This is a genomic window from Streptomyces sp. Tek67B01 (assembly GCF_055231995.1).
This window is the reverse complement of sequence record NZ_JBUYUY010000001.1, coordinates 595,478-620,838: the sequence shown is the minus strand read 5'-3', so window position 1 is coordinate 620,838 and position 25,361 is coordinate 595,478. Positions and strand designations below refer to the sequence as shown.

Below are 25,361 nucleotides of genomic sequence, written 5' to 3'. Positions count from 1 at the left end.
CTTCGAGACCGGGCAGGCCTGACGGCGGGTGGCCACCGGTGGGTTGGCGAGCTCGGCCGGCGGTCGCCGGACGCCGGTCAGTGGGAGGCGGTTCGGGCCTTCACGGGGAAGGCGTTCGGCGGCCGGGTAGGACGGGCCGGCCGCGCGGTCGCGACCGCCGCCAGCGTAAGGGCCGCCGCCAGCGGGTACGCGCAGGCGGCCACCGCGACGGGCCATGGCACCGGCCGGCCGGCCGGGGCCACAGTGTGGAGCGCCGGCACCACCCAGGTTCCGGCCGTCAGTGCCCACACCGCCGCGGCCGCGCCACTGAGCCGCCGATCGCGCAGGGGACCGTAGAGCAGCCAGATCAGTGCCGGAACCGACCACACCCAGTGGTGGCTCCACGAGATCGGACTCGCCAACAGGACGAAGAGCTGCGCGGCCAGCAACATGGCCAACCGGTCGCCCCGCACCATCGCGGCCCGGAGCGCGAGCGCCGTCGCGGCGGCCGCCAGCAGCACCAGCGCCGGCCACCACAGGCCCGCGACACCGCCGTCGTACCCGAGGAGCCGGGCCAGGCAGCCGCGCAGCGACTGGTTCTCCGCCGAAGCCATGGGTCCGATACGCCCGCTGTCGCCGAGAAGATGGAACCAGTACCGCCAGGACTCCACGGGAGCCACGATTGCGGCCAGGACCACCGTCGCCGCGAAGGCGCAGGCCGCGTACACGGCGGCCCGGCGTCGGCCCGCCGCCAACAGGTACACGACGCCGCCGGCCGGCGTCAGCTTGACGCCGGCCGCGAATCCGATCCCCGCGCCCGCCGAGAGGGCGCCCGGCCGCAGCGCGGCGGCCAGTGACAGCGCGGCGAGCGGCAGACTGACCTGGCCGAGCGCGATCCCGTGCAGCACGGGCTCCAGCCACAACACGGCGGCCGCCCAGAGGTGGACGGGGGCGGGATCGACCGGCCGGCCCGGACGCGACAGCGCGAACGAGCCGCGGACGAGGTACAGCGCGGCCGCCAGGGACAGTACCTGCCACGACACCTGCGCCAGCCACCACGGTACGTATGCCAGGGGCAGGAACACCAGGGCCGCGAAGGGCGGGTACGTGAAGGGGAGCGCCTGGGCCCCCGGATCGTCGCGGGTCAGCCGGAAATCGTAGAGATGGCCGGTCAGGACGCCGGGCGCGCCCTCCCGGTACACCCGCAGGTCGAACATGTCGGCCGAACAGAAGACGACCACCAGATGTGCGACCGCTGAGCACGCCACGATCAGCGTGGCGTGGCGCGTCAGCCAACTCGTCATGCCCGCCATCATCTCGCGTCCCACGCCCCATGCCCGCACCGTGGGACTCACCGGCGCGGGCGGACGCCGCGGCCCGCGCGGGCGGTGTTGCGACTACCGCGCGGGCGGCGGCGGCGGGTCTTCCGGTCCGATGCGCCGCTTGAGCTGTTCCTGCGCCATGTCGGTTTGGGTGCGGTACTTGCCCTGGGTCCGCCCGTCGACGAAGTCGCCGGCCTTGTCGACGCCCTGGTTGGCCTGCTTTTCGTGACCCTTGAGCATCTGCTTGAGCTTGTCCATCATGGACATGGCCGTCTCCTTAAGTTCGTTGTCCAGCGCTCCCAGGATGTTCCAGACCCCCGCGATCCGCATCCGGTGCCCTCAGCCCCTCAGGGCCCGCGACATCAGGTCATGGACGAGATGCTCGCCGGGCGCCCGGTTCTCTTTGAGGCGGGGCAGGTCCTCCGGCCCGAACCAGCCGTACGCGGTGTGCTTGGACCACTCGAGCTCGGGACGGTCCGAGTCGCCGTCGACCTCGACGAGGAAATCGGCCTCGTGCCGCTCTCCGGCGCCGTCGTCGCCGGTCCAGGTGGTGACGCCGAGCAGGCGCCGGACCCGAGTCAGGCGCCAACCCGTCTCCTCCTCGACCTCCCGGGCGAGGGCGTCCAGGAGGGGTTCGCCCGGTTCGACGTGACCACCGACGACGTCCCAGCAGTCGGGGAAGAGGCGCCGGTGCGGTCCGCGCTTTTGAGCGAAGGCTTTGCCGTCCGCGTCAAGGATGACCGCACCGACCGTCCATACCTCGCCGGCGGCGGGGACCGGGATCTCCACGCCGGCCTCCACGCTCACGCGGTGTTGGTCGTCTGACATGTTCTCCCGCTCGCTCCGCGATCGTTTGGACCCGCTCCCTACCGCGGCCATTCGACCCGGCCGTTCTGGACCCGGAGCGGTTGCGGGACCTCCGCTTCGAGGAAGCGGAGGTGCCCGATCCCGACCGCGCCGTCCCCGAGCAGGTGGGTGTCGTGGGCTCTCGCGGCCAACCAGGAGAGCAGCTCGCCCACCTTCTCGAACTCGTCCGGATGGATCTCCTGCCTGGACGTCAGCGACCAGCCGCCGCCGGGCAGGTCGGGGCGCTCCGTGAGGGACGAATGGAGCACGCCGGCGACCCGCGAGGCAGTACCGCTTGTGCCCAGCAGGGGACAGGGGGCGTCCTCGATCACCGGGTTCCCCTCATCGTCCTCCACCACGAAGGGGAACCCGGTCACGATGGACAGCCGCCCGGCATCGGCCCGGTCCCCAGATGCCACCTCAGCTCGGCCGGCTCCTGCCCGCCGAGCTCGTCCCTCAGATCGACGGCAATCGTCAGCTCGTACAGGTCGCTCATGCGGTGAACCCTAGGACAGTAGTCCGACAGCGCGTTCAGGCTGCCTTGCGGGCCAGGTGGATCACGTCCGGGACCCCGCGCGCCACGGGGACCTCCGAGGACCGGACACCGGTGAAACCCGCCTCGCGCAGGGCGGTTTCGAAGGCGGGGGAGTGTTGCGCCGACCAAACGGCCAGTACCCCGCCGGGGTTGAGTCGTTCACGGCAGGCCGCGAGTCCGGCGCGGGAGTAGAGGTTCCGGTTCTCCTCGTCCACCGTCCAGTCCGGGCCGTTGTCGATGTCCAGGCAGAGCGCGTCGTACCGGTCCGCGGACGACGCGAGGTACTTCACGAGGTCGGTATGGAGGATCGTCGTCCGAGGGTCCGCGAGGGACCGGGCGGAAATCGCGCCGAGCGGCCCCCTCCGGTGCCAGTCGATGATCGCGTCCTCCCGTTCGACGACGGCGATCCGCCCCCAGAGCGGCTGCTCGGCGGCGTGGGCGAGTGAGAAGCCCACGCCCAGCCCTCCGATCAGCAGGGCCGGCGGTCCACCGCCCGGCGGCGGATCGAGAGCGAGGCGCGCGGCATCGACGAGCAGTCGCTCCGACCGTCCGTCGGAGGTGTCCATGAGGAAGCAGCCGTTGGCGATGATCTCGTACGTGGCGCTCCGTCGCCGCAGCACGACCTCGCCGAACCGGCCCTGCCGGCGGTCCAACGTCAGGGCCTGTCCCGTTGTCACAGGTGTGGTCATGCGAGGCCCAACGAACCGTGCGCGGCCGGTGTTCCGGTCCCCACCGGGCGGCCTTCGAGCGGCTTTCGGCGCTCCGCGCCCTGCCGTGACGTGCGGCTCACCTCGCGGCCCCGGTGGCGCGGGCCTACCCTGATCGTGCTCGGGCCCTCGTACGACTGGAGGCCAGGCCGTGAAGCCGTACCGGATTCGGTTGCGTCGGGCCTGCGTGGCCGCCGCCGCAGGTTTGCTCATCGCCCCGGCCGTCGCGGGGTCCGCGCAGGGCGCGACCGATCCCGCGCGGCCCGCCCGGGCCCCCGCCCCGGCCGCCCCCTCCCCGGACACGGACTTCCGGCAACTCACCCCGGCCGTCGCCGCAGAGCTGGACGCGGCGGTACGCCGGGTCCTGCACGACGCGCGGGTTCCGGGCGTCACCGTGGGACTGTGGGCACCCGGCAAGGGAAGCTATGTGAAGTCCTTCGGCGTGGCGGACAAGGCGACCGGCGCGCCGATGACCGAAGGACTGTACGTACGCATCGGCAGCGAGACCAAGACGTTCACGGTCACCGCCCTCCTCCGGCTGGTCGACCGGCGGAAGGTCGGTCTGGACGACCCGATCGGCAAGTACGTCACGGGCGTTCCCAACGGGGACCGCATCACCCTGCGCGAACTGGCGGGCATGCGGAGCGGGCTGTTCAACTACAGTGAGGACCCGGACTTCTCCAAGGCGTTCCTCGCCCACCCGGACAAGCCCTTCGCCCCGCGGCAGTTGCTCGACTACAGCTTCAAGCACGGCATCCAGTTCCAGCCGGACGCGCAGTTCGACTACTCCAACACGAACCTGATCCTCCTGGGCCTGGTGATCGAGAAGGTCACCGGCCGGCCGCTGCACGAGGTCGTCATGCGGGACGTCGTCGGGCCTGCGCGCTTGCACCAGACGCTCTTCCCCACGGGCGCCGAGTTCCCCGCCCCGCACGCCCAGGGCTACACCAACCAGACGGCATCGGGCAAGATCGAGAACTCGACCGACTGGGACCCTTCCTGGGCATGGGCCGCCGGAGCGATGATCTCCGACCTTCAGGACCTGCGCAGTTGGGCCCATACCCTCGCCACCGGCGCCCTGTTGACCCCCGCGACACAAGCCGAGCGTCTCAAGACCCGACCGATCAACGCCGCGGGTGACGGCTACGGTCTGGGCATCTTCGACGTCCAGGGCTGGATCGGCCACAACGGCTCGCTCCCCGGCTACGAATGCCTCGCGGTCTACCTGCCCCAGGCGCGGGCGACCATGGTCATCGTCCTCAACACCGACGTCCTGCACGAGGGCCAGGAGCCGAGCACGCTCTTCGGCGAGGCGGTCACCCGGATCGTGACCCCCCAGCACGTGTATCCCGGCCACGAACCGTCGGCGCCCAAGGGCGGCTGAACGCGTCACCCCGTGAGTGGGAAGCCCGAGGCGAGTCGGGCTTCCCCGGCGTGGTGCAACGCCGCGTCGCACCCGGGCGTCCAGCGGCGGCGGCGGTGGCCTCGCCGCCGAGTTCACCCTCTCGGACCGGCCGGCGGGCCGCGCCCGGGCGAAGACGTCAGAATCGGAGTCCGGCGAGGCAGCGGCGACCAGCCAGGAGGCCGACAGCATGGCGGGACCGTCACGCGACCCGGGCAGTGGGCCGGGGAAGAGGCTGCCCCGCGGCGGCCACCCGGCGACCGACCGGATGCTGCGCACGCTCCTGCGGCGCCGCAAGACGTCGCTGCGCAGCGAGGACGTGACCGTCTCCGATCGGCCGCAGGTCCGCCGCGCCGTGACCGCCGCGGCGCTGGGCAACACGATGGAGTGGTTCGACTTCGGCGTGTACGCCTACCTGGCGGGAACGATGGGCAAGGTCTTCTTCCCCGACAGCTCCCCCGGGGTGCAGGTGGTCTCCGCCTTCGCCACCTTCGCCGCGGCGTTCTTGGTCCGACCCCTGGGCGGTTTGGTCTTCGGGCCGCTCGGCGACCGTGTGGGGCGGCAGAAGGTGCTGGCCGCCACGATGATCATGATGGCGGCCAGCACCTTCGCCGTCGGTTTCCTGCCGACGTACCAGTCCATCGGCGTCGCCGCGCCGCTCCTGCTCCTGGTCTGCCGTCTGGTACAGGGTTTCTCGACGGGCGGCGAGTACGCGGGCGCCACCACCTACATCGCCGAATACGCCCCCGACCGCCGGCGCGGGTTCCTCGGCAGTTGGCTCGACTTCGGCACCTTCGTCGGCTACGCCTTGGGCTCGGGCCTGGTCACCGTGTTGACCCTGGTCCTGGGCACCCGGGGCCTGGAGGACTGGGGCTGGCGCATCCCCTTCTACCTGGCGGGTCCGCTGGGCCTGATCGGGCTCTACATGCGCATGAAACTGGAGGAGACCCCCGCCTTCAAGAAGGAGGCGGCCTACGCCGCGTCGGAGCGCGCGGAGAGCGAGGACGGCGAGGACCCCGTCGAGGCCGCCCGCGAGTCCGGCAAGGGACGCCTCAAGGAGATCTTCACCCAGCACTGGCAGGCCGTGCTCATCTGCATGGGACTGGTCCTGCTCTACAACGTCACCAACTACATGGTGACCTCGTACCTGCCGACCTACATGACCGTCACCCTCGGCCAGAGCGACACCACCGCGCAGCTCCTCGTCCTCGCGACCATGCTGCTGGTGGTCCTGACCATCACCACGGTCGGCCACTCCTCGGACCGCTGGGGCCGACGTCCGGTGTTCCTCGTCGGCAGCGTCGCCCTGGTGGCGCTCTCCGCTCCGGCGTTCCTGCTCATCCGCCAGGGCGGGATCGTGCTCCCCGCCGTCGGCTGCGCCGTGCTCGGCTTGCTGCTGGTCTGCTTCGCCGGAACGGCCGCGGCCACGTTGCCCGCCCTGTTCCCCACCCGACTGCGGTACGGGGCGTTGTCCCTGGCCTTCAACATCTCCGTCTCGCTGTTCGGCGGGACCACGCCGCTGGTCGCCTCGGCGCTCGTGGAGACGACCGGCAACACCATGGTCCCGGCGTACTACCTCATGGTCGCCGGCGTCGTCGGCTTCGTCTCGACGCTCTTCCTTCACGAGACCGCCGGCAAACCGTTGCGGGGCTCCGGCCCCATGGTCGAGACACCGCACGAGGCGGACCGGCTGGTGGCCGGAAGCCGCTCGGCGGCCGGGCGGCAGGCCAGGGACGTCTGGATCCGGCTGCGGCACCCGTGGGCCCACCGGGGCCCCCACGACCGCGACGGATGACACGCCCGGTGACGCGGGGCGCCGGGGAACCCCGGCGGTAAGGGGTAGATCCACCCCATGCAGACATTCCTCCCCTACCCGGGATTCTTCGATTCGGCGACCGTGCTGGACCCCAGGCGCCTGGGCAAACAGCGCGTCGAGGCCCTCCAGGTCTTCCGGGGCCTCACGGTGCCCGGATACGGCTGGCGCCACCACCCGGCGGTACGGATGTGGGCCGGGTACGAGGAGGCCCTGGTGCGCTACGGCCTGGACGTCTGCGGGGTCTGGACCGCCGAAGGGCGCTCCGACACGTGTGCGGCCACGCTGCTGGGCGGCTACCTCGCCTGGCGTCCCGGAGCCGCCCCGCGGGAACAGCGCCGGCTCGCGGCGGACGGCGAGCTGCCGCCCTGGCTGGGCGACCCCGCCTTCCACCGGAGCCACCAGTCCGCGTTGCTGCGCAAGGCCCCGGAGCTCTACGACCGCCGCTTCCCGGGCGTGCCAGACGACCTTCCCTACGTATGGCCGCCGTCCGACCGGGACGGCGGCCCGCCTCCGTACACTGGGAGTACGTGATCCATCGGCCGACGGCGGCCCCGCGCCCCTCTCACCCCGCCCGCCGCGAACCAGCCCCGTGCCTGCTCCCGGAGTGGCCATGCGTCAGCGTCCTGAGGAACCGCCGGACGGCGCCGAAGGCCTGTTCACCATGGACGACCTCGCGGCGGCCGCCGCACCGGCCGAGGACACCGGTCGCAGACCCTTCCGTGACGGGCCGCGGGCGCGCAACCTGCTCCAGGTCGCGGAGATCCACGCCGAGCCCGCCGCGGCCGACTCCTTGCGGGGGCGGCAGATCATCGCCCGGTTCCCGGGCGCCCGCCTCGTCGAGACGGACTCCCACTGGCGCATTCCGCACCTGCACGGCAACGAGGGAAACGTCGAGCGGTGGGTGCGGGTCAAACGGGAGGTGCTGGTCCTGGGCGAGCGCAAGTCCTTCGGCATCCGGCCCAACGGCCGGTCCGCGGACTGGATCGCCCCCGGCCTCTCCAACGGCTGCGCCATGGCCTGCGCCTACTGCTACGTCCCGCGCCGCAAGGGATTCGCCAACCCGATCACCGTCTTCACCAACGTCGACCGCGTCCTGGGCAGCCTGGGACGGCACATCGCGGCCGCCGGTCCCAAACCGGAACCCGACCAGTGCGACGAGCACGCGTGGGTGTACGACATCGGGGAGAACGGCGACTGTTCGGTGGACGACCTGATCAGCGACAACACCGCCGACCTGGTGCGTGCGTTCCGCCGGTGGCCCACCGCCAAGGCGTCCTTCGCCACCAGGTTCGTCAATCCGGACCTGCTGCGGCTCGACCCGCGCGGCCGTACCCGAATCCGTTTCTCGCTGATGCCGCCTGACGACTCCCGTCTCCTCGACATCAGGACCACCCCGGTCCCCGAGCGTTTCGCGGCGGCGGCGGATTTCCTGGACGCGGGGTACGAGGTCCACTTCAACCTCTCCCCGGTGGTGCTCCGCCCGGGGTGGGAGGAGGACTGGGGCGATCTGCTGCGCGCCATGGACGACGTACTGCCGCGCCGGGTCAAGGACCAGGCCGCAGCGGAGATCATCCTGCTCACCCACAACCGGGATCTGCACGAGGTCAACCTCGGCTGGCACCCCCGCGCCGAGGACCTGCTGTGGCGCGAGGACCTCCAGCAGCCCAAACGGTCGGAGAACGGCAGCTGGAACGTGCGTTACCGGGGCGGGGTCAAGGCGTCCGCCGTCGAGGCGATGCGCCGGATGATCGCGACCCGCGCGCCGTGGCTGCGCGTGCGATACGCCTTCTGAACCACTCCCGCCGGGCGCCCCGCCCCGCCGTCACCGGTGCGGGCGCCCCGTCGGGTCCATAGCGCAATTCGGTGCGCGGTACCACATCCGAACAACGGAATGCGGCCGAAATAGAGCGGAATGCAAGTTCGAATTGCCCCGCCTGTTTGTATGGGGGAAAGCCTTCCACCTCCCCCTTTGACGCCGTGCACAACGAACGCGCCACGGGCGGCGCCGCAATCCGGCCCCGGAGATGGCGCGTATTGGGTCCTCCGGTCCGATGAACTCCAACGAAAGTACCCATGCGGGAAGTTGGGCGTAGTTATGCTCCCGCCCACCGGTCATGAGATCCCCACTTTCGATGGTTCGAGGACGCCGATGGCGCAAAAAGACATTCCACCCGAAGCCGCCCGCCCCGAAGCGGGAACGAGCCGGATGATGCCCGCGATCGCGGCCGTGGCCGCCCTGTGCCTCGTCGGGGGGCTCGTGCCCTCCCCGGAACCGGTCCGCGCCCTGTGCGCCGCCTTGGGCGCCGCGTGCACCGCCGTGGCCGTCGCCGAGGCGCTCCGGCGCGGCCGCTCTCTCTCCGCCCGCCGCTCCCAGGTCGCGGCCCTGCGGCACGCCCTGTCCCGACAGGAAACCGAAGCGGTGCGCCTGTCCGATGTGGTGCTCAGCGAGGCCATCGAGCGGTTGCGCAAGGGCGAGTTGCCCGAAGAGGTGCTCAACTCCCTGGGCGGCCGCGGCGGACAGGGCAACCGCTGGGGCAACGACACCGCCCTGACACCGCGTTTCAGAGCCGCCCTGCAATCCGTGCTGGCCCAGGCCATCGACGCGGTCGACAACGAGGAGAACCTGCGCGACTCGGCGCAGCGGGCCTTCGTGAACATCGCCCGTCGCGTACAGGCGATCGTCCATCAACAGGCCCAGGAAATGCGCGAGATGGAGGACCGCCACGGCCGCGACCCGGACGTGTTCGGCGACCTCCTGCGCCTGGACCACGGAACCGCCCTGATCGGCCGGCTCGCCGACTCGATCTCCGTTCTCGGCGGCGCGCGCCCCGGTCGCCAGTGGAGCAGGGCCGTCCCCCTGTACAGCGTGCTGCGCGGCGCCATGTCCCGGATCATCGACTACCAGCGGGTGGAGCTCCACTCGGTGTCCGAGGTCGCCGTCGTCGGCCCCATCGTGGAGCCCCTGATCCACACCCTGGCGGAGTTGCTGGACAACGCCACCCGGTACTCGCCGCCGCACACCCGGGTCCACCTCACGGCCGCCGAGGTGCAGTCGGGCATCGCGGTGGAGATCGAGGACGGCGGCCTCAGCATGAGCGACGAGGCCCGCAGGCGGGCCGAGAGGATGCTCGCGCAGGCGCAGTCCGGCATCGACCTCAACGACCTGGGCGAGACGCCGAGGCTGGGCCTGGCGGTGGTCGGCCGTCTGGCGCAGGCGTACGGCTTCCAGGTGTCGCTGCGCTCCTCCGCGTACGGCGGCGTCCGCGCGGTGGTCATCGTCCCGCAGCACCTCATCACCACGGCGTCCGCGGCGACCGGCCTCGCCCACGGCATCGGTTCCTCCTCGGGTCCCAGGGCCGTGCCCGCCGCACCCCGCGAACACCCCGTCGACCGCTCGTCCGCCGGATTCTCCGCGCCCCGGTCGACACCGGCCCCCGTGCCGAGGCCGGCGGTCGCCGCCCCCGGCCCCGCCACCGGACGTACGGCGACGGGCCTGCCGCAGCGACGCCGCAAGGACCGCGCCACCCTCCCCGACGCCCAGCCGGCGGCGGAGCCGCAGTCGGCGGAGGATCCCGGCCCCGGCATGTGGCTGGAGGCGTTCCACAGTGGACTGTCCGGCGCGTCCGGCCAAGACGCCGAGGGCGCCCAGGACGCGTCCGGCTCAGCGACCAAAGGGGCATGAACAGTGATGACTCAGCGAAGCGGTATGGACTGGATGCTCAAGGACCTGGCCGCCGGCGTGCCGCAGACACGGCACGTGATCGTGCTGTCCGCGGACGGGCTCTGCGTGGCGCAGTACGGGGCCGAGACCGACACGGCGGACCGTCTGGCGGCAGCCTGCGCCGGCCTGCAGAGCCTCGCCGGGGCGGTCGCCTCCGAACTGCCCCGCTCCGAGGGCAGAATGCGACTGGTCGTGATCGAGATGGACGGCGGGTTCTTCTACCTGATGGCCGCCGGCGACGGCTCCTACCTGGCGGTGCTCGCCGACGAGGGAGTCGACGCGGGGCTGATGGGCGCCCAGATGCGCAACCTGGTGACCCGGATGGGGGACCACCTCAGCAGCCCGCCCCGACATGACGGGCAGCCCGCGTGAGTGAGCCACCCGCGAGCTGGGAGGACAACAGTCCCGAACGGCTCTACGTCATCACCGGCGGACGGAGCGGACCTTCCACCGCCGTCGACCTGGACCTCGTGACCCTGGTCGTCGCCAAAGCGCCCGCCATGCCCGAGATGCAGCCCGAGCAGGCGGCCATCTTGCGGATGTGCCAGGCGCCGCTGTCGGTGGCCGAGATCGCCGCGTACGCCGGTCTGCCCGTGAGCGCCGTCACCGTGCTGGTCGGGGACTTGATGGCCGCTCGGCGCGTACGCGTCCGCCCGCCCGTTCCCGCCGCCCAGCTACCCGACCTTGCTCTGATCGAGGCAGTGATCAATGGACTTCAAAAGCTCTGACCCGCCCCGCGGGCCGCTCCCCGCGGACATACTCCCCCAGACGGCGGCGGCCGCCGTCAAGATCGTCATCGTCGGCGGTTTCGGCGTGGGCAAGACGACGATGGTCGGCGCGGTCAGCGAGATCAGGCCGCTGACGACCGAGGAGACCATGACCAAGGCGGGTATCGGCGTCGACGACACCCGGGGGGTGGCGCGCAAGACCACCACCACCGTGGCCATGGACTTCGGCCGCATCAGCATCAACGACGAACTCGTGCTGTACCTGTTCGGAACCCCAGGGCAGGAGCGCTTCTGGTTCCTTTGGCGCGGTCTCTTCGAGGGCGCACTCGGAGCGGTCGTCCTCCTCGACACCCGTCGGCTGGAGACCAGCTTCGACGTCATCGGCCGTCTGGAGGAACGGGGCGTCCCCTTCGTCGTGGCCGTCAACTCCTTCCCCGACGCCCCCGAGCACCCGCTGGAGGAGCTGCGTCAAGCCCTCGACCTGCCCAACGCCGTCCCGATCCTCGTCTGCGACGCCAGGCGGCGGGACTCGTCCCGCGACGTCCTGCTGACCCTCATGCGCTACCTGCACTCCCAGGCAGCGACCCAGGAGGCAATGTGAGTACCGGACCCACCCCTCCGCCCCAGTGCCCCGCCCACGCGGCGGCAGCCGGGGGCGGCGCCCTCCACCGCCTCCACGGGCCGGAGGCCGAAGCCGACCCGTTGGGGCTGTACGAGAAGCTGCGGGCCGAGTACGGGTCCGTGGCGCCCGTGCTGGTCAGCGGAGACCTTCCGGCCTGGCTGGTGCTCGGCCACCGGGAGAACCTGGACGTGGCGCGCACCCCTTCGCGGTTCGCCCGCGATCCCCGGGGCTGGCGCGACATGAGGGAGGGCCGGGTACCGGCCGACACCCCGCTCGGCCCCATGGTCACCTGGGTGCCGGTGTGCAACTTCACCGACGGGCCGGTCCACGAGCGGCTGCGGGGAACCGTCGTGGACTCCCTGGAGCGCTTCGACAAGCGCGGCATCCGCCGTTACGTCACCCGCTTCGCCAACCAGCTCGTCGACCGGATCGCTGGCGACGGCTACGCCGACCTGGTCGCCTCCTTCTCCGACCAGCTCCCCATGCTGGTGATGACCCAGCTCGTAGGAGCCCCGGACGAACACGGGCCCCGGCTGGTGAAGGCGGCGCGCGACATGCTCCAGGGGACCGAGACGGCCCTCCAGAGCGACCGCTACGTCACGCTCACGCTGGAGCAACTGGTCATGGAGCGCAAGGTCAAGCCCGCGCACGACCTCGCCTCCTGGCTCATCGAGCACCCGGCGGACCTCAGCGACACCGAAGTGCTGATGCACCTGCGCGTGGTACTGATCGCGGCGTACGAGACCACCGCCAACCTGATCGCCAACACGCTGCGGACCGTCCTGACCGACCCGCGCTTCCGGGCGAGCCTGTCCGGAGGGCACATGACGCTGCCCGACGCCCTGGAACAGGTCCTGTGGGACGACCCGCCGATCAACACGATCATCGGCCGCTGGGCGACCGGGGACACCCTGTTGGGCGGTCAGCAGGTGAAGGCCGGTGACATGCTGCTGCTCGGCCTCGCCGCGGGGAACGCCGACCCGCAGATCCGGCCCGATCCGAACGTCTCGGTCCACGGCAACCGCTCCCACCTGGCGTTCAGCAGCGGACCGCACGAGTGCCCCGGCCAGGACATCGGCCGCGCCATCGCGGACACCGGCATCGAGGTCCTGCTGGACCGGCTGCCCGACCTCCAACTGGCGATCGGTGCGGACGAACTCCAGTGGCGCGGCACCCTGATGTCGCGCCACCTGTTGGGACTGCCGGTACGGTTCACCCCGCGCTCCGTCGAGAACGCCGCACCCCACACGGAGCGGGCCTCCGAGCACCCTCCGCACACCCCGATCCCGCCACAGCCGACGGCGGCCCCCGCCGCCGGCCACCGGCGCGGCGGCGGTTGGTGGCGCCGGCTGTTCGGCCGCCGCTGAGCCCGGCGCCGATCCGCGCCCGAGGGGCCCCGGCCGCACGGCCGGGGCCCCTCGGTGTCGCCCGGCGCGGGGTCCGCCGGGTGCGTTGTCGCTCAGTCGCGCACCCACTGCCACCAGGAGGCGAGCGCCGGCAGATCCGGTGCCTCGCGGCCCGGAACGCTCGGCCCGTCGGCGTACCGGACCGCGAGACCGGCTTCCGTCAGCGGTAGGGCGTACCGGTTGCGCGGACTCGCGTACCGGGGCGCCCGGCTCTGCCACGCGATGCAGCCGGCCACGTAGTGGCCCAACGCCGCCAGGTGACGGCGCAGTCGGGGATCGGCCCCGTCCGCGAGCCGCGCCCGTAGCGTGGTGAAGAGGACCATCACCCGGTCACGCAGGGCCACGGCGAGCGGGACCGCCTCGGCGGGGGAGCAGCCTTCCCGGTGGGCGACGACGTTGACGAGATTCACCTCCGGCGGCTCCAGGTGGTCGTCCTTGTCGTAGGAGAACAGGTCGTTGTCCGCGCTGACGACGAAGCCGGCCGCGTCGGTGAGCGCGGTGAGGGCGGGCGAGTACAGCACCTCGGCCGGCAACCGGTCCTCGCGTGCGACGTCGGACCAGGTGAGCGAGAAGCGCGTGCCGTTCGCCAGCGGTCCCAAGGCGGCGAAGTCGTTCAACCCAGGCATGGCCCCCTCCTCGGCCCGCGCCGCCCTCCAGACCGCCCCGAGCAGCCAGTCCCGGGTCCCTTCGGTGAACCTGTGCAGCTCGAAGGGGCTGAGCATGGCGTGGGTGCGGCTCACCAGGTCCACCAGCGCGCGGGTCATGGGGCCGTCGGGCAGCAGGGACGCTCCCGGGTTCTCGATGGTCCGCAGCAGTCGTACACCGTGTTCGACGACGGCGCCCGTACCCACCTCATCGGAGCCCGAGTCCTGCCAGTCGTCGACGGCGTTGGCCCAGTAGTTCCACTCGGCGAACAGCAGCAGGGCCTCCACCTTCCCCTCGGGGACGATGCGGCAGGTGAAGTCCGCGCTGTGCGTGGCCAGACCCCACGCGCGCTCGACCGCATCGGGGTACAGGCCGAAGGAGTCCACCCACTCGACCGCCCGCTCCTCCACCTGTTTCGCCTCGGGATGGACGAGGTCGCGCTCCAAGGGGCAGTAGAAAGCGGGAAGTTCCGGACCGAGGCGTGAGGGACGCGGTGGCGCCGTCATCGGCCGCCCCGCTTCCGGAAGCACAGCAACCGCGTCTCCATCGCGTGGTCACGCCACAACCGGAAGAGTTTGCTGTGCGCGATCGTCGACTGCTGGAGCCGTTCGCCGCTCCAGGCGCCGGGCTCGCCGCCCGCCCGCAACCGGTCGAGTTCGGCGGTGTTCCAGGCCATGGACTGCACCCAGAACTCCGCCACGGAGTCGGTCACCTCCTCGTCCCGCACCAGCTCGAAGCCGGCCGCCTCGGCCGCCGCCAGGTACTCGGCGCGTGTTCCCAGCCGTGTTCTGTAGTAGCCGTCGATGAAATCGAGCCACTCGGCGCGACACACGAAATGCTCCTGGATGCCGAACCACCCTCCCGGTTCGAGCGCCTCGGCGACGACCTCGAAGAGTCGCGCCCGGTCGGTGTACCCGCTGCTCTCGTTGGCGTAGGCGGCGTCGTACGCGCGGGAGTCGCGCAGCTCGTGCACATCGGCCACGACCGGACGCACCCGGTCCGCGACGCCCGCCTGACGGGCGAACCGCCTGATGATCGGGAGGTGTTCGGCCGCGACGGTGAGCCCGGTGACCGAAGCGCCGTGCTCCTGGGCCCAGTAGAGGGAGGTGCCGCCTAGTCCGCAGCCGATGTCCAGGACCCGCCGAGGGGGAGCCTCGTACGCCCCCCAGGAACGGGCCGCGTGCTCGACTATCCGTTCCTGCGCGTCGAGCAGGTGCTGCTTCAACACACCCTGCGCGACAGTGGTATGGGGTGGGGAATCGTCCGGGAACAGCCCCACATGGAAGTGCACGCGGGGTCCCGGACCGTACTTCTGGATGATGTCCTGCGTCTTGCCGCTGTAGTAGAGCCGCACCTGGTCGTCCGCGGACGAGTCCCGGTCGGTGCCTAATGAGGATACGAGGGGTGTAACGCGCATGGGACGCTCGCCCTTTCGTAGCTGGGGCCGGTCCCCGGGCACGCTGGCGCCGCTCTCACCGCGTCCCGACCGGCACACTGTTGAAGCACGGATCATCGTGGCACCTCGTGGGCCTCCCGTCAGCCCACTCGGCAGTACAGATCAGCCGATGTGCGTAGCCGGGGACCGGAGCGTCCCGACGCCGCCCGCGCCTCACCGGGCGGGGCGGCCGGCGCCTATGCTGCCGGGATGATCAAGCCGGTGGAACTGGTGATATTCGACTGCGACGGTGTGCTGGTGGACACCGAACGCATCGCCGTACGGGTCCAGGTCGCGCTCGGCGCGGAGCTGGGCTGGCCGCTCACCCGGGAGGAGGTCATCGACCGCTTCGTCGGACGCTCACACGCCGACATCGGCGAACAGATCGCCGCACGGCTCGGCCGGGAGACGGCCGCGACCTGGTCGGAACGGTTCGAGCGGCTCCACCGCGAAGCCGTGGACGCCGGGCTCACCCCCGTCGAGGGTCTGCCCGAAGCGCTCGACGCGCTGGCCCTGCCCACGTGCGTCGCCTCCAGCGGCTCCCACGACAAGATGCGCCACACCCTCGGCCGCACCGGACTCCACGCGCGCTTCGAAGGTCGTATCTTCAGCGCCGCCGAGGTCTCCCGCGGCAAGCCCGCGCCCGACCTGTTCCTGTACGCCGCCCGACGAATGGGCGTGGAACCGGCCGCCTGCGCGGTCGTGGAGGACAGTCGCCCCGGTGTCCAGGCCGCCCGCGCCGCCGGGATGCGGGCCTTCGGTTACGCGGGCGGCATGACCCCGGCGGAGCGCCTCGAAGGCGACGGCACCGTGGTCTTCCACGACATGCGCGAGCTCCCCGGGCTGATCGCCGCACCGTAGCCGGCCAGATGCCAGATGCCAGATGCCAGATGCCAGATGCCCGACGCCGGAAGGGGCGCCATGCCGCTGAAGATGAAATTGACCGCCGTCACCCTGGACTGCGCGGACCCCGTGGCGCTCGCCGCGTTCTACCACCGGGCCACCGGATTCGAACCGCACGGGAAGTCCGACGCGGACTTCGCCGGCCTCACCCGCGGGGATGGCCTCTTCCTCGGATTCCAGAGGGTCGACGGCTACGTGGCTCCCCGTTGGCCCGACCGGACGGTGCCCCAGCAGATCCACCTCGACTTCGAGGTCGAGGACCTGGAGGAGGCGGAGGTCCTGCTGCTGCGGTGGGGTGCGACCAAGCCCGCGCACCAGCCGGACGAGAGCAGGTGGCGGGTCCTGCTGGACCCGGCCGGGCACCCGTTCTGCCTGACCACGGCCTGATGGCGGCCGGAGATCGAACCCGGGCTTAAGCGCCGCGCGGATGGGCAGGCGCCTGGTACGTCGATCGCCTGTTCGGTGCGCGTCGCGTGGCGCGGACCGGCAGGGCAACGGGAGTGAACGTACATGGTGGAGGTGGCCTGGACCCCGGGCGAACGGGCGGCCGCTCTGACGCGGCGGCCCCGAGGTGCGAGTCGAGTGGGGGGTGCCTCATGTGTGGCCTGAGCGGGGAAGTGCGCTTCGACGGCGGGCGGGCGGACCTCGCCGCGGTCGAACGCATGACCGACGAGATGGAAGACCGCGGTCCTGACGGCAGAGGCGCCTGGTCGCAGGGCCCTGTCGCCCTCGGCCACCGCCGGTTGAAGATCATCGACCTTTCGGAGAGCGGCGCCCAGCCGATGACCGACCCGCAGCTGGGCCTCACGGCCGCCTTCAACGGCTGCGTCTACAACTATCGCGAGCTGCGCGGACGGCTCGAAGGCCTGGGGCACCGCTTCTTCTCGGACTCGGACACGGAAGTGCTCCTCAAGGCCTACGGTCAGTGGGGACACGAGTGTGTCGAACACTTGACCGGAATGTTCGCCTTCGCGGTGGTGGAGCACCACACCGGCCGCGTGGTGCTGGGTCGTGACCGGCTCGGCATCAAGCCGCTCTACCTCACCCAGGACGGCGAGCGCCTCCGCTTCGCCTCGACCCTGCCCGCCCTGCTGGCGGGCGGCGGCGTGGACACCTCGTTCGACCCGGTGGCCCTCCACCAGTACCTGAGCTGGCACGGCACGGTACCGGCGCCCCGGACCGTGCTGGCCGGCGTACGCAAGCTCCCGCCCGCCACCGTCCGCGTGGTCGAGCGGGACGGCACCCACCGCGACCACTGCTACTGGCAGCCCTCCTACACCCGCCGCCCCGAACTCGGCAGCGACCCGGTGCGCTGGCGCGAAGCCGTCCACGACGCCCTGCGCACGGCGGTGCGCCGCCGCACGGTGGCCGACGTACCCGTGGGCGTCCTGCTCTCCGGAGGACTGGACTCCAGCCTCATCGTGGCCCTGCTCGCCGAGGAGGGCCACGACGACCTGGCGACCTTCGCGATGGGCTTCGAGTCGGAGAACGGGCAGGAAGGCGACGAGTTCCACTACTCGGACCTGGTCGCACGCCGGTTCTCGACCGACCACCACCAGTACATGATCCCCTCCGACCGGCTCCCGGCCGCGCTGGAGACGGCCATCGGCGCCATGAACGAGCCGATGGTCAGCCACGACGCCGTCGCGTTCCACTTGCTGGCGGAGCAGGTCGCGAAGGATGTGAAGGTGGTGCTGTGCGGCCAGGGCGCCGACGAGGTGTTCGCCGGTTACAACTGGTATCCGCCGATCGCCGCGGCCGCCCGTCCCGACGCGCCGAACGCGTACGCGGACGTCTACTTCGACCGCCCGCACGACGACGTGGCCGCCCTTTTGCATCCGGACGTGGCGCCCGCTCACGACGCCTCCCTGGACTACGTCCGCGCTCACATGGCGGACCCCGGCGCCCAGAGCACGCTCGACGCCGCGCTGCGCCTGGACGTGCACGCGCTCATGCCCGACGACCCGGTGAAGCGGGTCGACAACATGACGATGGCCTGGGGCTTGGAGGCGCGGGTGCCGTTCCTGGACCACGAGCTGGTCGAACTGGCCGCGGCCTGCCCTCCCGAACTCAAGCTCGCGCAGGACGGCAAGGGAGTCCTCAAGGACATCGGCCGGCGCGTCCTGCCGCGCGAGGTCGTCGACCGCCCCAAGGGATACTTTCCCGTACCGGCGGTCAGGCACATGGCCGAGCCGGTGCTCAGCCGCGTACGCGAGGCGCTGACCGCCCCCGAAGCGCGGCGGCGTGGTCTTTTCGACCGGCGCCGCGTGGCGGAGATGCTCGCGGAACCGGCCCGCCACCGCACCAAGCGGGGTGCCAGCACCCTGTGGCAGGTGGCGTCGCTGGAGATCTGGTTGCAGACCCACGGCATCGCCACACACTGAACGGTGACAGCCCCGGAAGCCCTCGAAGAGGCGGACATGCCCCTGGATCGCTCCCCACGTCAGTACCGTTCCCGACCCGCCGACGCCTGGGCGCCGGGTTCGGCACCCGAACCGGGCCCGGCGCCCGAAACCCCCGCCGCCACTGCGGCAGGGGAGGCGGGCGTCGACGCCCGACCCGCGGGGGCCGGACCGGCCCCCGTGCGGGGCCCGCTCCAGGCTCCCGCGCAGGCCCCCGCCACCGTCCACCTGGCCGAGACGGGCGCGGCCGACCCGCCGACGCTGCTCACCGCCCACGGCTGCTGGTACCCCTCGACGGATCCCGGCGGCGACCACGTCGCGTACATCTGCGACCGCGCCGGCGTGCCGCAGTTGTGGAGCGGTCCGGCCCACGGCGACGAGGCGCACATCCTGGACGCCGACCCGGACCCGGTGACCGAGGTGTCCTGGTCGCCCGACGGCCGCTGGATCGCCTACACCTCCGCGCCCGGAGGCGGCGAGCACACACGCGTGCTGGTGGTGCGCCCCGACGGGACCGGCCGTCGGGTCCTCGCGGGCGCCGAACCCGGCGCCTCGGCCCACCTGGGCTGCTGGACCCGGGACGGGGCGGCGCTGGCCGTCACCGTCGCCCAGCCGTCCGACGCCCCGGGCGCCCACACCGGCGCGGGCCACCTCCCCCAGGACGCCGGCCCGGCCGTCCCCGAGGGACCGACCGGGGCGACCTGGACCGAACGCGACGGCCGCGCGACCCTGCTCGGGCCGGCGCCCCCGGCCGCGCCGGCCCCGTACGCGACGGGCCTTCCCCGCCTGGCCACGGGATCGCCGGCGGCGGCCGACGGGGGAGCGGCCCCGAGCGGGGGACTGGCCTCGTACCTCCTCGACCCGGACGGCGCCCAAGCGCCCGTCCTGCTGTTCAGCGAGGCGGGCGCCGCCTCCTTGCGCGTCTGTGACATCGGTGCGGACGGCCGGTTCGTACTGCTGCGGCGCGGGCCGCGCGGACGCCGCGAGGCCCTCCTGCTCGACAGGGCCTCCGGACGCACCACCTTCCGGTTGCACGTCGCCGACGGCGACCCCTGGATCGGCAGGCTCTCGGCCGACTCGCGCGCCGTGTGGCTGCGCAGCGACGCCGACCGCGAGTTCGCCGCACTCCTCAGGGCCCGGCTGGACGAGGGCGGTGTGCTTCGCGACCTGTCGGTGGCCGCAGAGCGGCGGGATACGGCGCTGGACCTGTTGAGCCTTCCCGACCACGGCGGGTGGGCCCTGCTCGCCTGGAACGTGCACGGCGCGAGCGAACTGGAGAGCGTCGCCCTCCCGCCGTCGGACTCGGACGACGGCGTGGGACCGAACCACCGGTCCACGTTGCCGCACGAGGTGGTGACCCGCATGGCCCCCGTAGGCCGCGGCGGGCTGTTCGCCGCCCTGTCCGGCTCCCGGCGCAGGCCCGGCATCTGGGACCTGACGGGTGGCTTCGCCCCACTGCGCACCGGCTGGACGGCGCGCGACGAGGAGGCCGCGCCACCAGGACGGCCCCCCGTCAGCCCGGTGCCCCTGCGCTGCCGGGCCCGGGACGGACTGATGCTCGGCGGCTGGTACTACCGTGCTCCGGAACGTGACCCGGGCCGCCCCGCGCCATGCGTGATCCACCTCCACGGCGGCCCCGAAGAGCAGGAGCGGCCTGTGTTCAGCCCGCTCTACCACGAACTCCTCGGCCGGGGCATGGACGTGTTCGCGCCCGACGTCCGGGGCTCCTCCGGCTGGGGACGGTCCTTCGTCGACGCCGACCTCGGCGCGGGCCGGTTCGCGGCCATCGACGACGTCGCGGACTGCGCCGCCCACGCGGTCGCCCGCGGCTACGCCGACCCGCTGCGGCTGGCGGTGATGGGCCGCTCCTACGGCGGCTACCTCACCATGGCCTCCCTCGTCTGGCACCCCGAGCTCTTCCGCACCGGCGTCGCCGTCTGCGGCATGTCCGACTTCGCCACCTTCTTCGCCGGTACCGAGCCGTGGATCGCCCAGTCGGCCGCGGCGAAGTACGGCCACCCCGAGCGGGACCGGGACCTCCTGCGCACCCTTTCCCCGATGAGCCGCATCGACCGGCTGCGCGCGCCCGTGCTGGCCGTCCACGGCGAACACGACACGAACGTGCCCCCGACGGAATCGGAGCAGTTCGTCCGCGCCGCGCGCGACCGGGGGGTGCCGGCCGAACTGCTGACCCTGCGCAACGAGGGGCACGAGTTCCTCCGCGCGGACAATCGCCGTCTCTACCGGCGGGCGGCGGCGGACTGGCTGGAGCAGTACCTCGGCGGCGAGGCGGGGTCGGCCCGGCCGGGCTCATGAGGAGCGATCGGGTACGCCGTACAGGACGAGGTTGTCGGCGTAGCGACCGGCGTCGTGGTCATAGGCACCGGTGCAGGTGACCAGCACGAGCCGGTGGGCGCCCCGGGGGGTGAACAGGTCGGCGGGCAACCGCGTCCGGGGATAGGTCCGACGGGCGACGAGGCGGTAGCGGTAGAGGCGTCCGCCCGTACCGGTGACGTCGATCCGGCTGCCCAGGGCGAGGGAGTGCAGGGCGGCGAAGGCGCCGAGCCCCTCGCGGGTGTCGACGTGACCCGCGATCAGCACGGTGCCCTGCGCGGCGCCGGGTGCGGCGCCCAGCGCCCACCATCCGCCCAGCGAGCCCTGGCGGGGGAGGTCCATGCTGCCGTCCGGTCGGGCGGCCACGGGCACCACCTCGGCCGCGAAGCCGTGCGCGCCCCGGACGGACCGAGGCGGCGAAGGCCGGGGCGTGCGCACATCGGTCGCGGCGCGCGAGGAGGCGTTCGAGGCGGTGTTCGCGGCGACGGGCAGGGCGCCCGAATCGCCCACCCGGTGCGGAGCGGCCGGCGGGACGCAGCCGGCCGCCAGAACGAAACCGCAGGTCATCACCGCGCCCGCGACGATGACCTGACGAGGGCGCACGGACTCAGCGGAATCCGGTGGGGCGGCGGCGGGCCAGCCACACGGTGACGCCGGCCGTCACCAGGATCCCCCCGGTGAGACCCACCGCGCCGATCGCGTTGAGGTCGTTCCCCCGGGTGGCGAACTGCCCGCCGTCGCCGGCGCCGATCATCGAGGCTTCCTTGTCGTGGTGGCAGGTGCCCCCGCGGACCATCTCCAGGTGCGCGGCCACCACCGGGCGGGCCGCGCGGGCGGCGGCCACCGCGTCGGTGTTGCCGCCCGAGGAGACCTCCTTGTCGATCAATGCCAGGGTCTTGGTGTGCGCCGCGTCCTGGTCGGCGAGCCAACCGGTGTCGTAGGCGGCGGTGCCGGCCTTGGCCTGCACGGTGGCGAGGTCCTTCTGCTGTTCGGCGGTGGGGGACGGCGGCAGCTCGACGTTCAGCTTGCCGGCCAAGGTCTTCAGATCCGCGTCGAGTTTGCCGTGGTCGCGGACCAGCACGGCGCCCACGGCCTTCACACACGCCGTCGTCGCGTGTTTCTGCGCGTCGTTGCCGGCGGCGATCTCCGCGAGGTTGCCCTGGTGCGCCGTCTTGACGAAGGCGGTGTCCTGATCGGCGGCGGCCGCGACCGCGGGCACCCACAGGACACTCGCGGCGGCTATGAGGGTGGCCGTGGCCACGAGTCGGTTCGACATGGTGGTACTCCCTCTACGCGCTCCGGCGCGACGACGCACCGGCAGGCATGGAACGGGCGCCGTATAGCACCCGAGAACCATTCCTTCCGCACGGACACGCCGTCCCCACGCCGCCTTGGCCAAGTTCACCGCAACGGCCGGTCCGCCCCGTCCACCGCCCAGGGCCGCGCGCTCACCGGACTGCGAAGGGCGAAATGCCCTGGCGACCATTACCCATCGACTGGGCCCCAGGGCGGGGCCGGGGCGTCAGACCAGGGTCTGGGTGAGCGCGCTCCGCGCCGACGTGTGCACCAGGCGTCCGTGGGCGCCGTTGACCACCGGCATGTAGGGCGGGACGTGTCCGCATTCCACATCGGCGATGATCGGCACTTCAACGCGCCGAGCGCGTCCAGCACGGCTTCGTGCTGGGAAAGCGACGGGGAGTCCGGTGCCGAAGTCCGTCCCACGAGCACCGCGTTCGCCGCGTCGAAGACACCGGACAGCCGCATGCCGTGCAGGTTGCGGCAGATGGTGAAGGCGTCGTCCCCGCCGGCCTCCACGTACACCAGCAGCCCGTCCGAGGCCTCGGCTCGGGCGAATGCGGACACGTCGAAGTAGCCGGTCCCGGTGAGGTTGCACAGCGTCTCGACGCAGCCCCCGATCAACCGGCCCACGACGTCCACGTCGCCGTTTGCGTCCAACCGTGTCCAGGTCCCGGTGGCGTCGAGTGCGAGGGCGCGGACCTCGGGCTCGGTGGCGTAGTCGTCCCAGCCCGTCGACCTGTACCGGCCCGGCGGTTCCTGGGTGAACCGGTGACCTCGCGGGGCCTCGACGATGTCGAGCCAGGAGAGCAGCCCGTCGGGCACGCGGTAGGGGGTGTCCATGAGGTTGTTGCCGTGGACGGTCGCCACCCCGGTGAGGAGGGTCAGCGGGGTGATGATGGTGGACAGGTCGGAGAACCCGACCACCCAGGTGGGTTCGGTGTCGCGCAGGAGGTCCCAGTCCAACAGCGGCAGCAGGTCGATCGCCAACTCCCCGCCCCACGGGGGTACGACCGCCCTGATGTCGGGATCGGTCAGCATCGACATGAGCTCGTCCGCGCGGGCGGCGGCGGAGGCGCTGACGTGCCCCGAGCCGTCCATGCACTCTCCGAGGACCACCTCGAACCCGCGTGCCTCCACCACGCGGACGGCCACGCGCAGGCGCTCGCCGAGGGCGTCGTCGACCCCGCTGGAAGGAGAGGTGATTGCGACACGGTCGCCGGGGCGCAAGGGACGCGGATATCGAACGGTCATGGGCCTGATCCTGGCACGTCAACACCGCTTTCGCGCAAGAGGTTTGTGCACGGTCCCCGGTGCGCAGCCACCCGGAAACCCACGGTCGGCCCCATCGGGTAGATTCCTGGAAACTGACTCCAATTCGAGCGGGGCTGACGTGTTACAGCTGAGGGGGAGCGGGGCCGGGCCGTTGGAGGCGGAGGACCCGCCGCGGATCGGGTCGATCGCGTTGGCGGGACGGCTCGGGGCCGGCGGGATGGGGCGGGTGTACCTCGGCGTCCACGAGGGTCGGTACGTGGCCGTCAAGCAACTGCTTGCCTCGGTCGTCGGCGAGGACGAGGACTTCGTACGCCGCTTCGGCCACGAGTTGGACAACCTCTCCCGGCTCCCGGCGCGGGCCACCGCGCCGCTGATCGACAGCGATCGCGGCGCGCGGCCCCCGTGGTTCGCCACCGCGTACATCCCCGGCATCACCCTGCGGGAGGCCATCGAGATCCACGGCGGTCCGCTGTCCGCGCACGCCCTGTGGCTGTTGCTGCGGGAGGCGGCGGCGGGCCTGGCGTCGGTGCACGCGCTGGACATGGTGCACCGTGACATCAAGCCGTCCAACGTCATGCTGACCCTCGACGGTCTCACCCTGATCGACTTCGGTGTCGCCCGAGCCGCCGAACAGAGTCAGCTGACCAGGACCGGCATGGTCGTGGGCACCCCCGCGTACATGGCACCCGAACAGGCCTCCGGAAAGAAGCGGTTGAGCGGCGCCACCGACGTTTTCGCGCTGGGCTCGGTACTCGCCTACGCGGCGTGCGGCCGGCCGCCCTTCGGCGACGAATCGGGGCACGGCGTGCTGTACCGCATCGTGCACGAGGAACCCGATCTGGAGCCGCTGCGCGAACTCGAACCGGATCTCGCCGAGGTGGTCGCCGCCTGCCTCGACAAGGACCCCGAGGGCCGTCCCACCGCTGCCGAACTCCTCGAACGCGCTTCGCGACAGGGCCCGTTCACCGATCCGTTGTGGCCCGCGGCCATCACCGAGCGGCTGTCCGAGCGTGCGGCCTTCGCCAAGGAAGTGCAGGAGATCGACGTACCGACGCTTCCGCTCGCCGGCGGGAAGCCGGGCCCGGAACAGGGGAAGGAAGCCGAACCCGCCCCCACGCCCGTGCCCCCTACGGAGCGAGCGGACCGGCGTCGCCGTACCCGTGTCCTGCTCGCCGTCGTCCCGATCGTCTTGGTCGCGGGCGGCACGACACTCGTCATCCAGCACCTGCCCTTCGCGTCGACGCCCCAGGCCCGGGCCCAGGCCGATGAGAAGGCGGGGCCGCCCGGCTCGGCGCCGGCGGCGCCGGTGTCGGCCGCACCACCGTCCTCGGCGCCGGCCGGCAGCCCGCCGGGTACGGCGTCCCCCGGGGCCTCCGCCGCCCAGGGCGCGGCGCAAGGGGGCGCCGCCGGCACGGGGCAGGGCGGGGCGGGCGGAACCCAGACCGGTGTGGCGGGAGGCACGGCTCCCGGCACGGGCGCCGGACCCGGCCCGGGCCCCGGGTCGGGCACAGGGTCAGGCACCGGCCCGCAGAACGGCGCGGGAACCCCGGGCGGCGGCGCGGGCAACCCGGGCGGCGGCGCCGGTGGCGCGACCTCCCCTGCCGCCCCACCCCCCGCCTCCGGCACCCACCGCTACCGCAACGGCGACAACGGCAGGTGCATCACCCAGGTCTACGGATCCTCCGACAGCGGCGACTGCTCGGACGCGACGGCCCGTTGGACCGTCAAGAGCGCCTCGGACGGCAGCTTCAAACTCGTCAACCAGCAGAGCGGCCAGTGCCTCTACTCCAACGGGCTCGGCCAGGCCGTCTTCGTCGGCGACTGCGCCCAGGGCGTCTCGCGCCTGTGGCGTACGGGCTCCGGCGGCAGCCTCCGCAGCGATTACGGCGGCGGCTGCCTCGACCTGGGCATGAGCAGCGGCCTGGTCACCTCCACGTGCGCCGGAGAGGCGTCGCAACGCTGGACGCAAAGCTAGAACACCCCTGTC

General features: G+C 72.2%; 24 protein-coding genes and 1 pseudogene. 14 read left to right on the top strand and 11 right to left on the bottom strand.

Going from position 1 to position 25,361, the window contains the following annotated elements:
• Positions 1-77: 77 nt before the first annotated feature.
• The 6 genes from ACV7NM_RS03025 to ACV7NM_RS03000 form a co-directional block, all read right to left on the bottom strand.
• On the bottom strand, positions 78-1,283 hold the full coding sequence (locus tag ACV7NM_RS03025) for a glycosyltransferase 87 family protein (protein WP_463408748.1): 1,206 nt from the start codon (positions 1,281-1,283) through the stop codon (positions 78-80).
• A gap of 93 nt (positions 1,284-1,376) precedes the next feature.
• Positions 1,377-1,568, bottom strand: a complete 192-nt coding sequence (locus ACV7NM_RS03020) for an antitoxin (protein WP_463408747.1) — start codon at positions 1,566-1,568, stop codon at positions 1,377-1,379.
• A 72-nt stretch (positions 1,569-1,640) separates the two neighbouring features.
• Entirely contained in the window at positions 1,641-2,129 is a 489-nt protein-coding gene (locus ACV7NM_RS03015; protein ID WP_463408746.1) for an NUDIX hydrolase, read from the bottom strand.
• 38 nt (positions 2,130-2,167) lie between these two features.
• Positions 2,168-2,524, bottom strand: a complete 357-nt coding sequence (locus tag ACV7NM_RS03010) for a hypothetical protein (protein WP_463408745.1) — start codon at positions 2,522-2,524, stop codon at positions 2,168-2,170.
• Complete coding sequence (locus ACV7NM_RS03005) at positions 2,521-2,643, bottom strand: hypothetical protein (RefSeq protein WP_463408744.1); 123 nt, start codon at positions 2,641-2,643, stop codon at positions 2,521-2,523. Before ACV7NM_RS03005 ends, ACV7NM_RS03010 begins: the two co-directional genes overlap by 4 nt.
• 35 nt (positions 2,644-2,678) lie before the next feature.
• Entirely contained in the window at positions 2,679-3,371 is a 693-nt protein-coding gene (locus ACV7NM_RS03000; protein WP_463408743.1) for a spermidine synthase family protein, read from the bottom strand.
• A gap of 169 nt (positions 3,372-3,540) precedes the next feature.
• On the opposite strand from ACV7NM_RS03000, the gene ACV7NM_RS02995 reads away from it, so the two are divergent.
• The 9 genes from ACV7NM_RS02995 to ACV7NM_RS02955 all read left to right on the top strand — a co-directional run bounded on the left by ACV7NM_RS02995 (position 3,541) and on the right by ACV7NM_RS02955 (position 13,045).
• The gene (locus ACV7NM_RS02995; protein ID WP_463408742.1) at positions 3,541-4,773 is read left to right on the top strand and encodes a serine hydrolase domain-containing protein; all 1,233 of its coding nucleotides are present in this window, start codon (positions 3,541-3,543) and stop codon (positions 4,771-4,773) included.
• Positions 4,774-5,059: 286 nt separating this feature from the next.
• A complete protein-coding gene (gene proP, locus ACV7NM_RS02990; protein WP_463413813.1) occupies positions 5,060-6,586 on the top strand; it encodes a glycine betaine/L-proline transporter ProP in 1,527 nt (508 codons plus the stop codon).
• 57 nt (positions 6,587-6,643) lie between these two features.
• Positions 6,644-7,138, top strand: coding sequence for an MSMEG_6728 family protein (locus ACV7NM_RS02985; protein ID WP_463408741.1), 495 nt, complete (start codon positions 6,644-6,646; stop codon positions 7,136-7,138).
• A gap of 79 nt (positions 7,139-7,217) precedes the next feature.
• The gene (locus ACV7NM_RS02980; RefSeq protein ID WP_463408740.1) at positions 7,218-8,399 is read left to right on the top strand and encodes a spore photoproduct lyase family protein; all 1,182 of its coding nucleotides are present in this window, start codon (positions 7,218-7,220) and stop codon (positions 8,397-8,399) included.
• 357 nt (positions 8,400-8,756) lie between these two features.
• Positions 8,757-10,289 (top strand): sensor histidine kinase, encoded by a 1,533-nt coding sequence (locus tag ACV7NM_RS02975; RefSeq protein WP_463408739.1) that lies wholly within the window; start codon positions 8,757-8,759, stop codon positions 10,287-10,289.
• 6 nt (positions 10,290-10,295) lie between these two features.
• Positions 10,296-10,700, top strand: coding sequence for a roadblock/LC7 domain-containing protein (locus ACV7NM_RS02970; RefSeq protein WP_206308822.1), 405 nt, complete (start codon positions 10,296-10,298; stop codon positions 10,698-10,700).
• Entirely contained in the window at positions 10,697-11,056 is a 360-nt protein-coding gene (locus tag ACV7NM_RS02965) for a DUF742 domain-containing protein (RefSeq protein WP_463408738.1), read from the top strand. Before ACV7NM_RS02970 ends, ACV7NM_RS02965 begins: the two co-directional genes overlap by 4 nt.
• Complete coding sequence (locus ACV7NM_RS02960; protein ID WP_136215486.1) at positions 11,037-11,657, top strand: GTP-binding protein; 621 nt, start codon at positions 11,037-11,039, stop codon at positions 11,655-11,657. The genes ACV7NM_RS02965 and ACV7NM_RS02960 overlap by 20 nt, the downstream gene beginning before the upstream one ends.
• The gene (locus tag ACV7NM_RS02955; RefSeq protein WP_463408737.1) at positions 11,654-13,045 is read left to right on the top strand and encodes a cytochrome P450; all 1,392 of its coding nucleotides are present in this window, start codon (positions 11,654-11,656) and stop codon (positions 13,043-13,045) included. The genes ACV7NM_RS02960 and ACV7NM_RS02955 overlap by 4 nt, the downstream gene beginning before the upstream one ends.
• Positions 13,046-13,137: 92 nt before the next feature.
• Here the strand turns inward: ACV7NM_RS02955 and ACV7NM_RS02950 are convergent, their stop codons facing one another.
• Both ACV7NM_RS02950 and ACV7NM_RS02945 read right to left on the bottom strand, forming a co-directional pair.
• Positions 13,138-14,235 carry a terpene synthase family protein gene (locus tag ACV7NM_RS02950; RefSeq protein WP_463408736.1) on the bottom strand — a complete coding sequence of 366 codons (1,098 nt, stop codon included), beginning with the start codon at positions 14,233-14,235 and terminating at the stop codon, positions 13,138-13,140.
• Complete coding sequence (locus tag ACV7NM_RS02945) at positions 14,232-15,146, bottom strand: SAM-dependent methyltransferase (RefSeq protein WP_463408735.1); 915 nt, start codon at positions 15,144-15,146, stop codon at positions 14,232-14,234. Before ACV7NM_RS02945 ends, ACV7NM_RS02950 begins: the two co-directional genes overlap by 4 nt.
• Before the next feature lie 228 nt (positions 15,147-15,374).
• Between ACV7NM_RS02945 and ACV7NM_RS02940 the strand changes: the two genes are divergently transcribed.
• The 4 genes from ACV7NM_RS02940 to ACV7NM_RS02925 all read left to right on the top strand — a co-directional run bounded on the left by ACV7NM_RS02940 (position 15,375) and on the right by ACV7NM_RS02925 (position 20,785).
• Positions 15,375-16,025 (top strand): HAD family hydrolase, encoded by a 651-nt coding sequence (locus tag ACV7NM_RS02940; RefSeq protein WP_463408734.1) that lies wholly within the window; start codon positions 15,375-15,377, stop codon positions 16,023-16,025.
• Between the two features lie 60 nt (positions 16,026-16,085).
• On the top strand, positions 16,086-16,454 hold the full coding sequence (locus tag ACV7NM_RS02935; protein WP_463408733.1) for a VOC family protein: 369 nt from the start codon (positions 16,086-16,088) through the stop codon (positions 16,452-16,454).
• Between the two features lie 209 nt (positions 16,455-16,663).
• Positions 16,664-18,451, top strand: a complete 1,788-nt coding sequence (locus ACV7NM_RS02930; protein WP_463408732.1) for an N-acetylglutaminylglutamine amidotransferase — start codon at positions 16,664-16,666, stop codon at positions 18,449-18,451.
• Positions 18,452-18,487: 36 nt separating this feature from the next.
• Entirely contained in the window at positions 18,488-20,785 is a 2,298-nt protein-coding gene (locus ACV7NM_RS02925; protein ID WP_463408731.1) for a S9 family peptidase, read from the top strand.
• Here the strand turns inward: ACV7NM_RS02925 and ACV7NM_RS02920 are convergent.
• The 3 genes and pseudogenes from ACV7NM_RS02920 to ACV7NM_RS02910 all read right to left on the bottom strand — a co-directional run bounded on the left by ACV7NM_RS02920 (position 20,780) and on the right by ACV7NM_RS02910 (position 23,353).
• Positions 20,780-21,406 carry a class F sortase gene (locus ACV7NM_RS02920; protein WP_463408730.1) on the bottom strand — a complete coding sequence of 209 codons (627 nt, stop codon included), beginning with the start codon at positions 21,404-21,406 and terminating at the stop codon, positions 20,780-20,782. The genes ACV7NM_RS02925 and ACV7NM_RS02920 overlap by 6 nt on opposite strands.
• 4 nt (positions 21,407-21,410) lie before the next feature.
• Positions 21,411-22,079, bottom strand: a complete 669-nt coding sequence (locus ACV7NM_RS02915; RefSeq protein ID WP_463408729.1) for a DUF4142 domain-containing protein — start codon at positions 22,077-22,079, stop codon at positions 21,411-21,413.
• Positions 22,080-22,325: 246 nt separating this feature from the next.
• Positions 22,326-23,353: pseudogene (locus tag ACV7NM_RS02910) on the bottom strand (S66 family peptidase).
• Between the two features lie 139 nt (positions 23,354-23,492).
• Here ACV7NM_RS02910 and ACV7NM_RS02905 point away from each other — a divergent pair.
• Positions 23,493-25,349 (top strand): serine/threonine-protein kinase, encoded by a 1,857-nt coding sequence (locus ACV7NM_RS02905; protein WP_463408728.1) that lies wholly within the window; start codon positions 23,493-23,495, stop codon positions 25,347-25,349.
• The last annotated feature ends 12 nt before the right edge of the window (positions 25,350-25,361 follow it).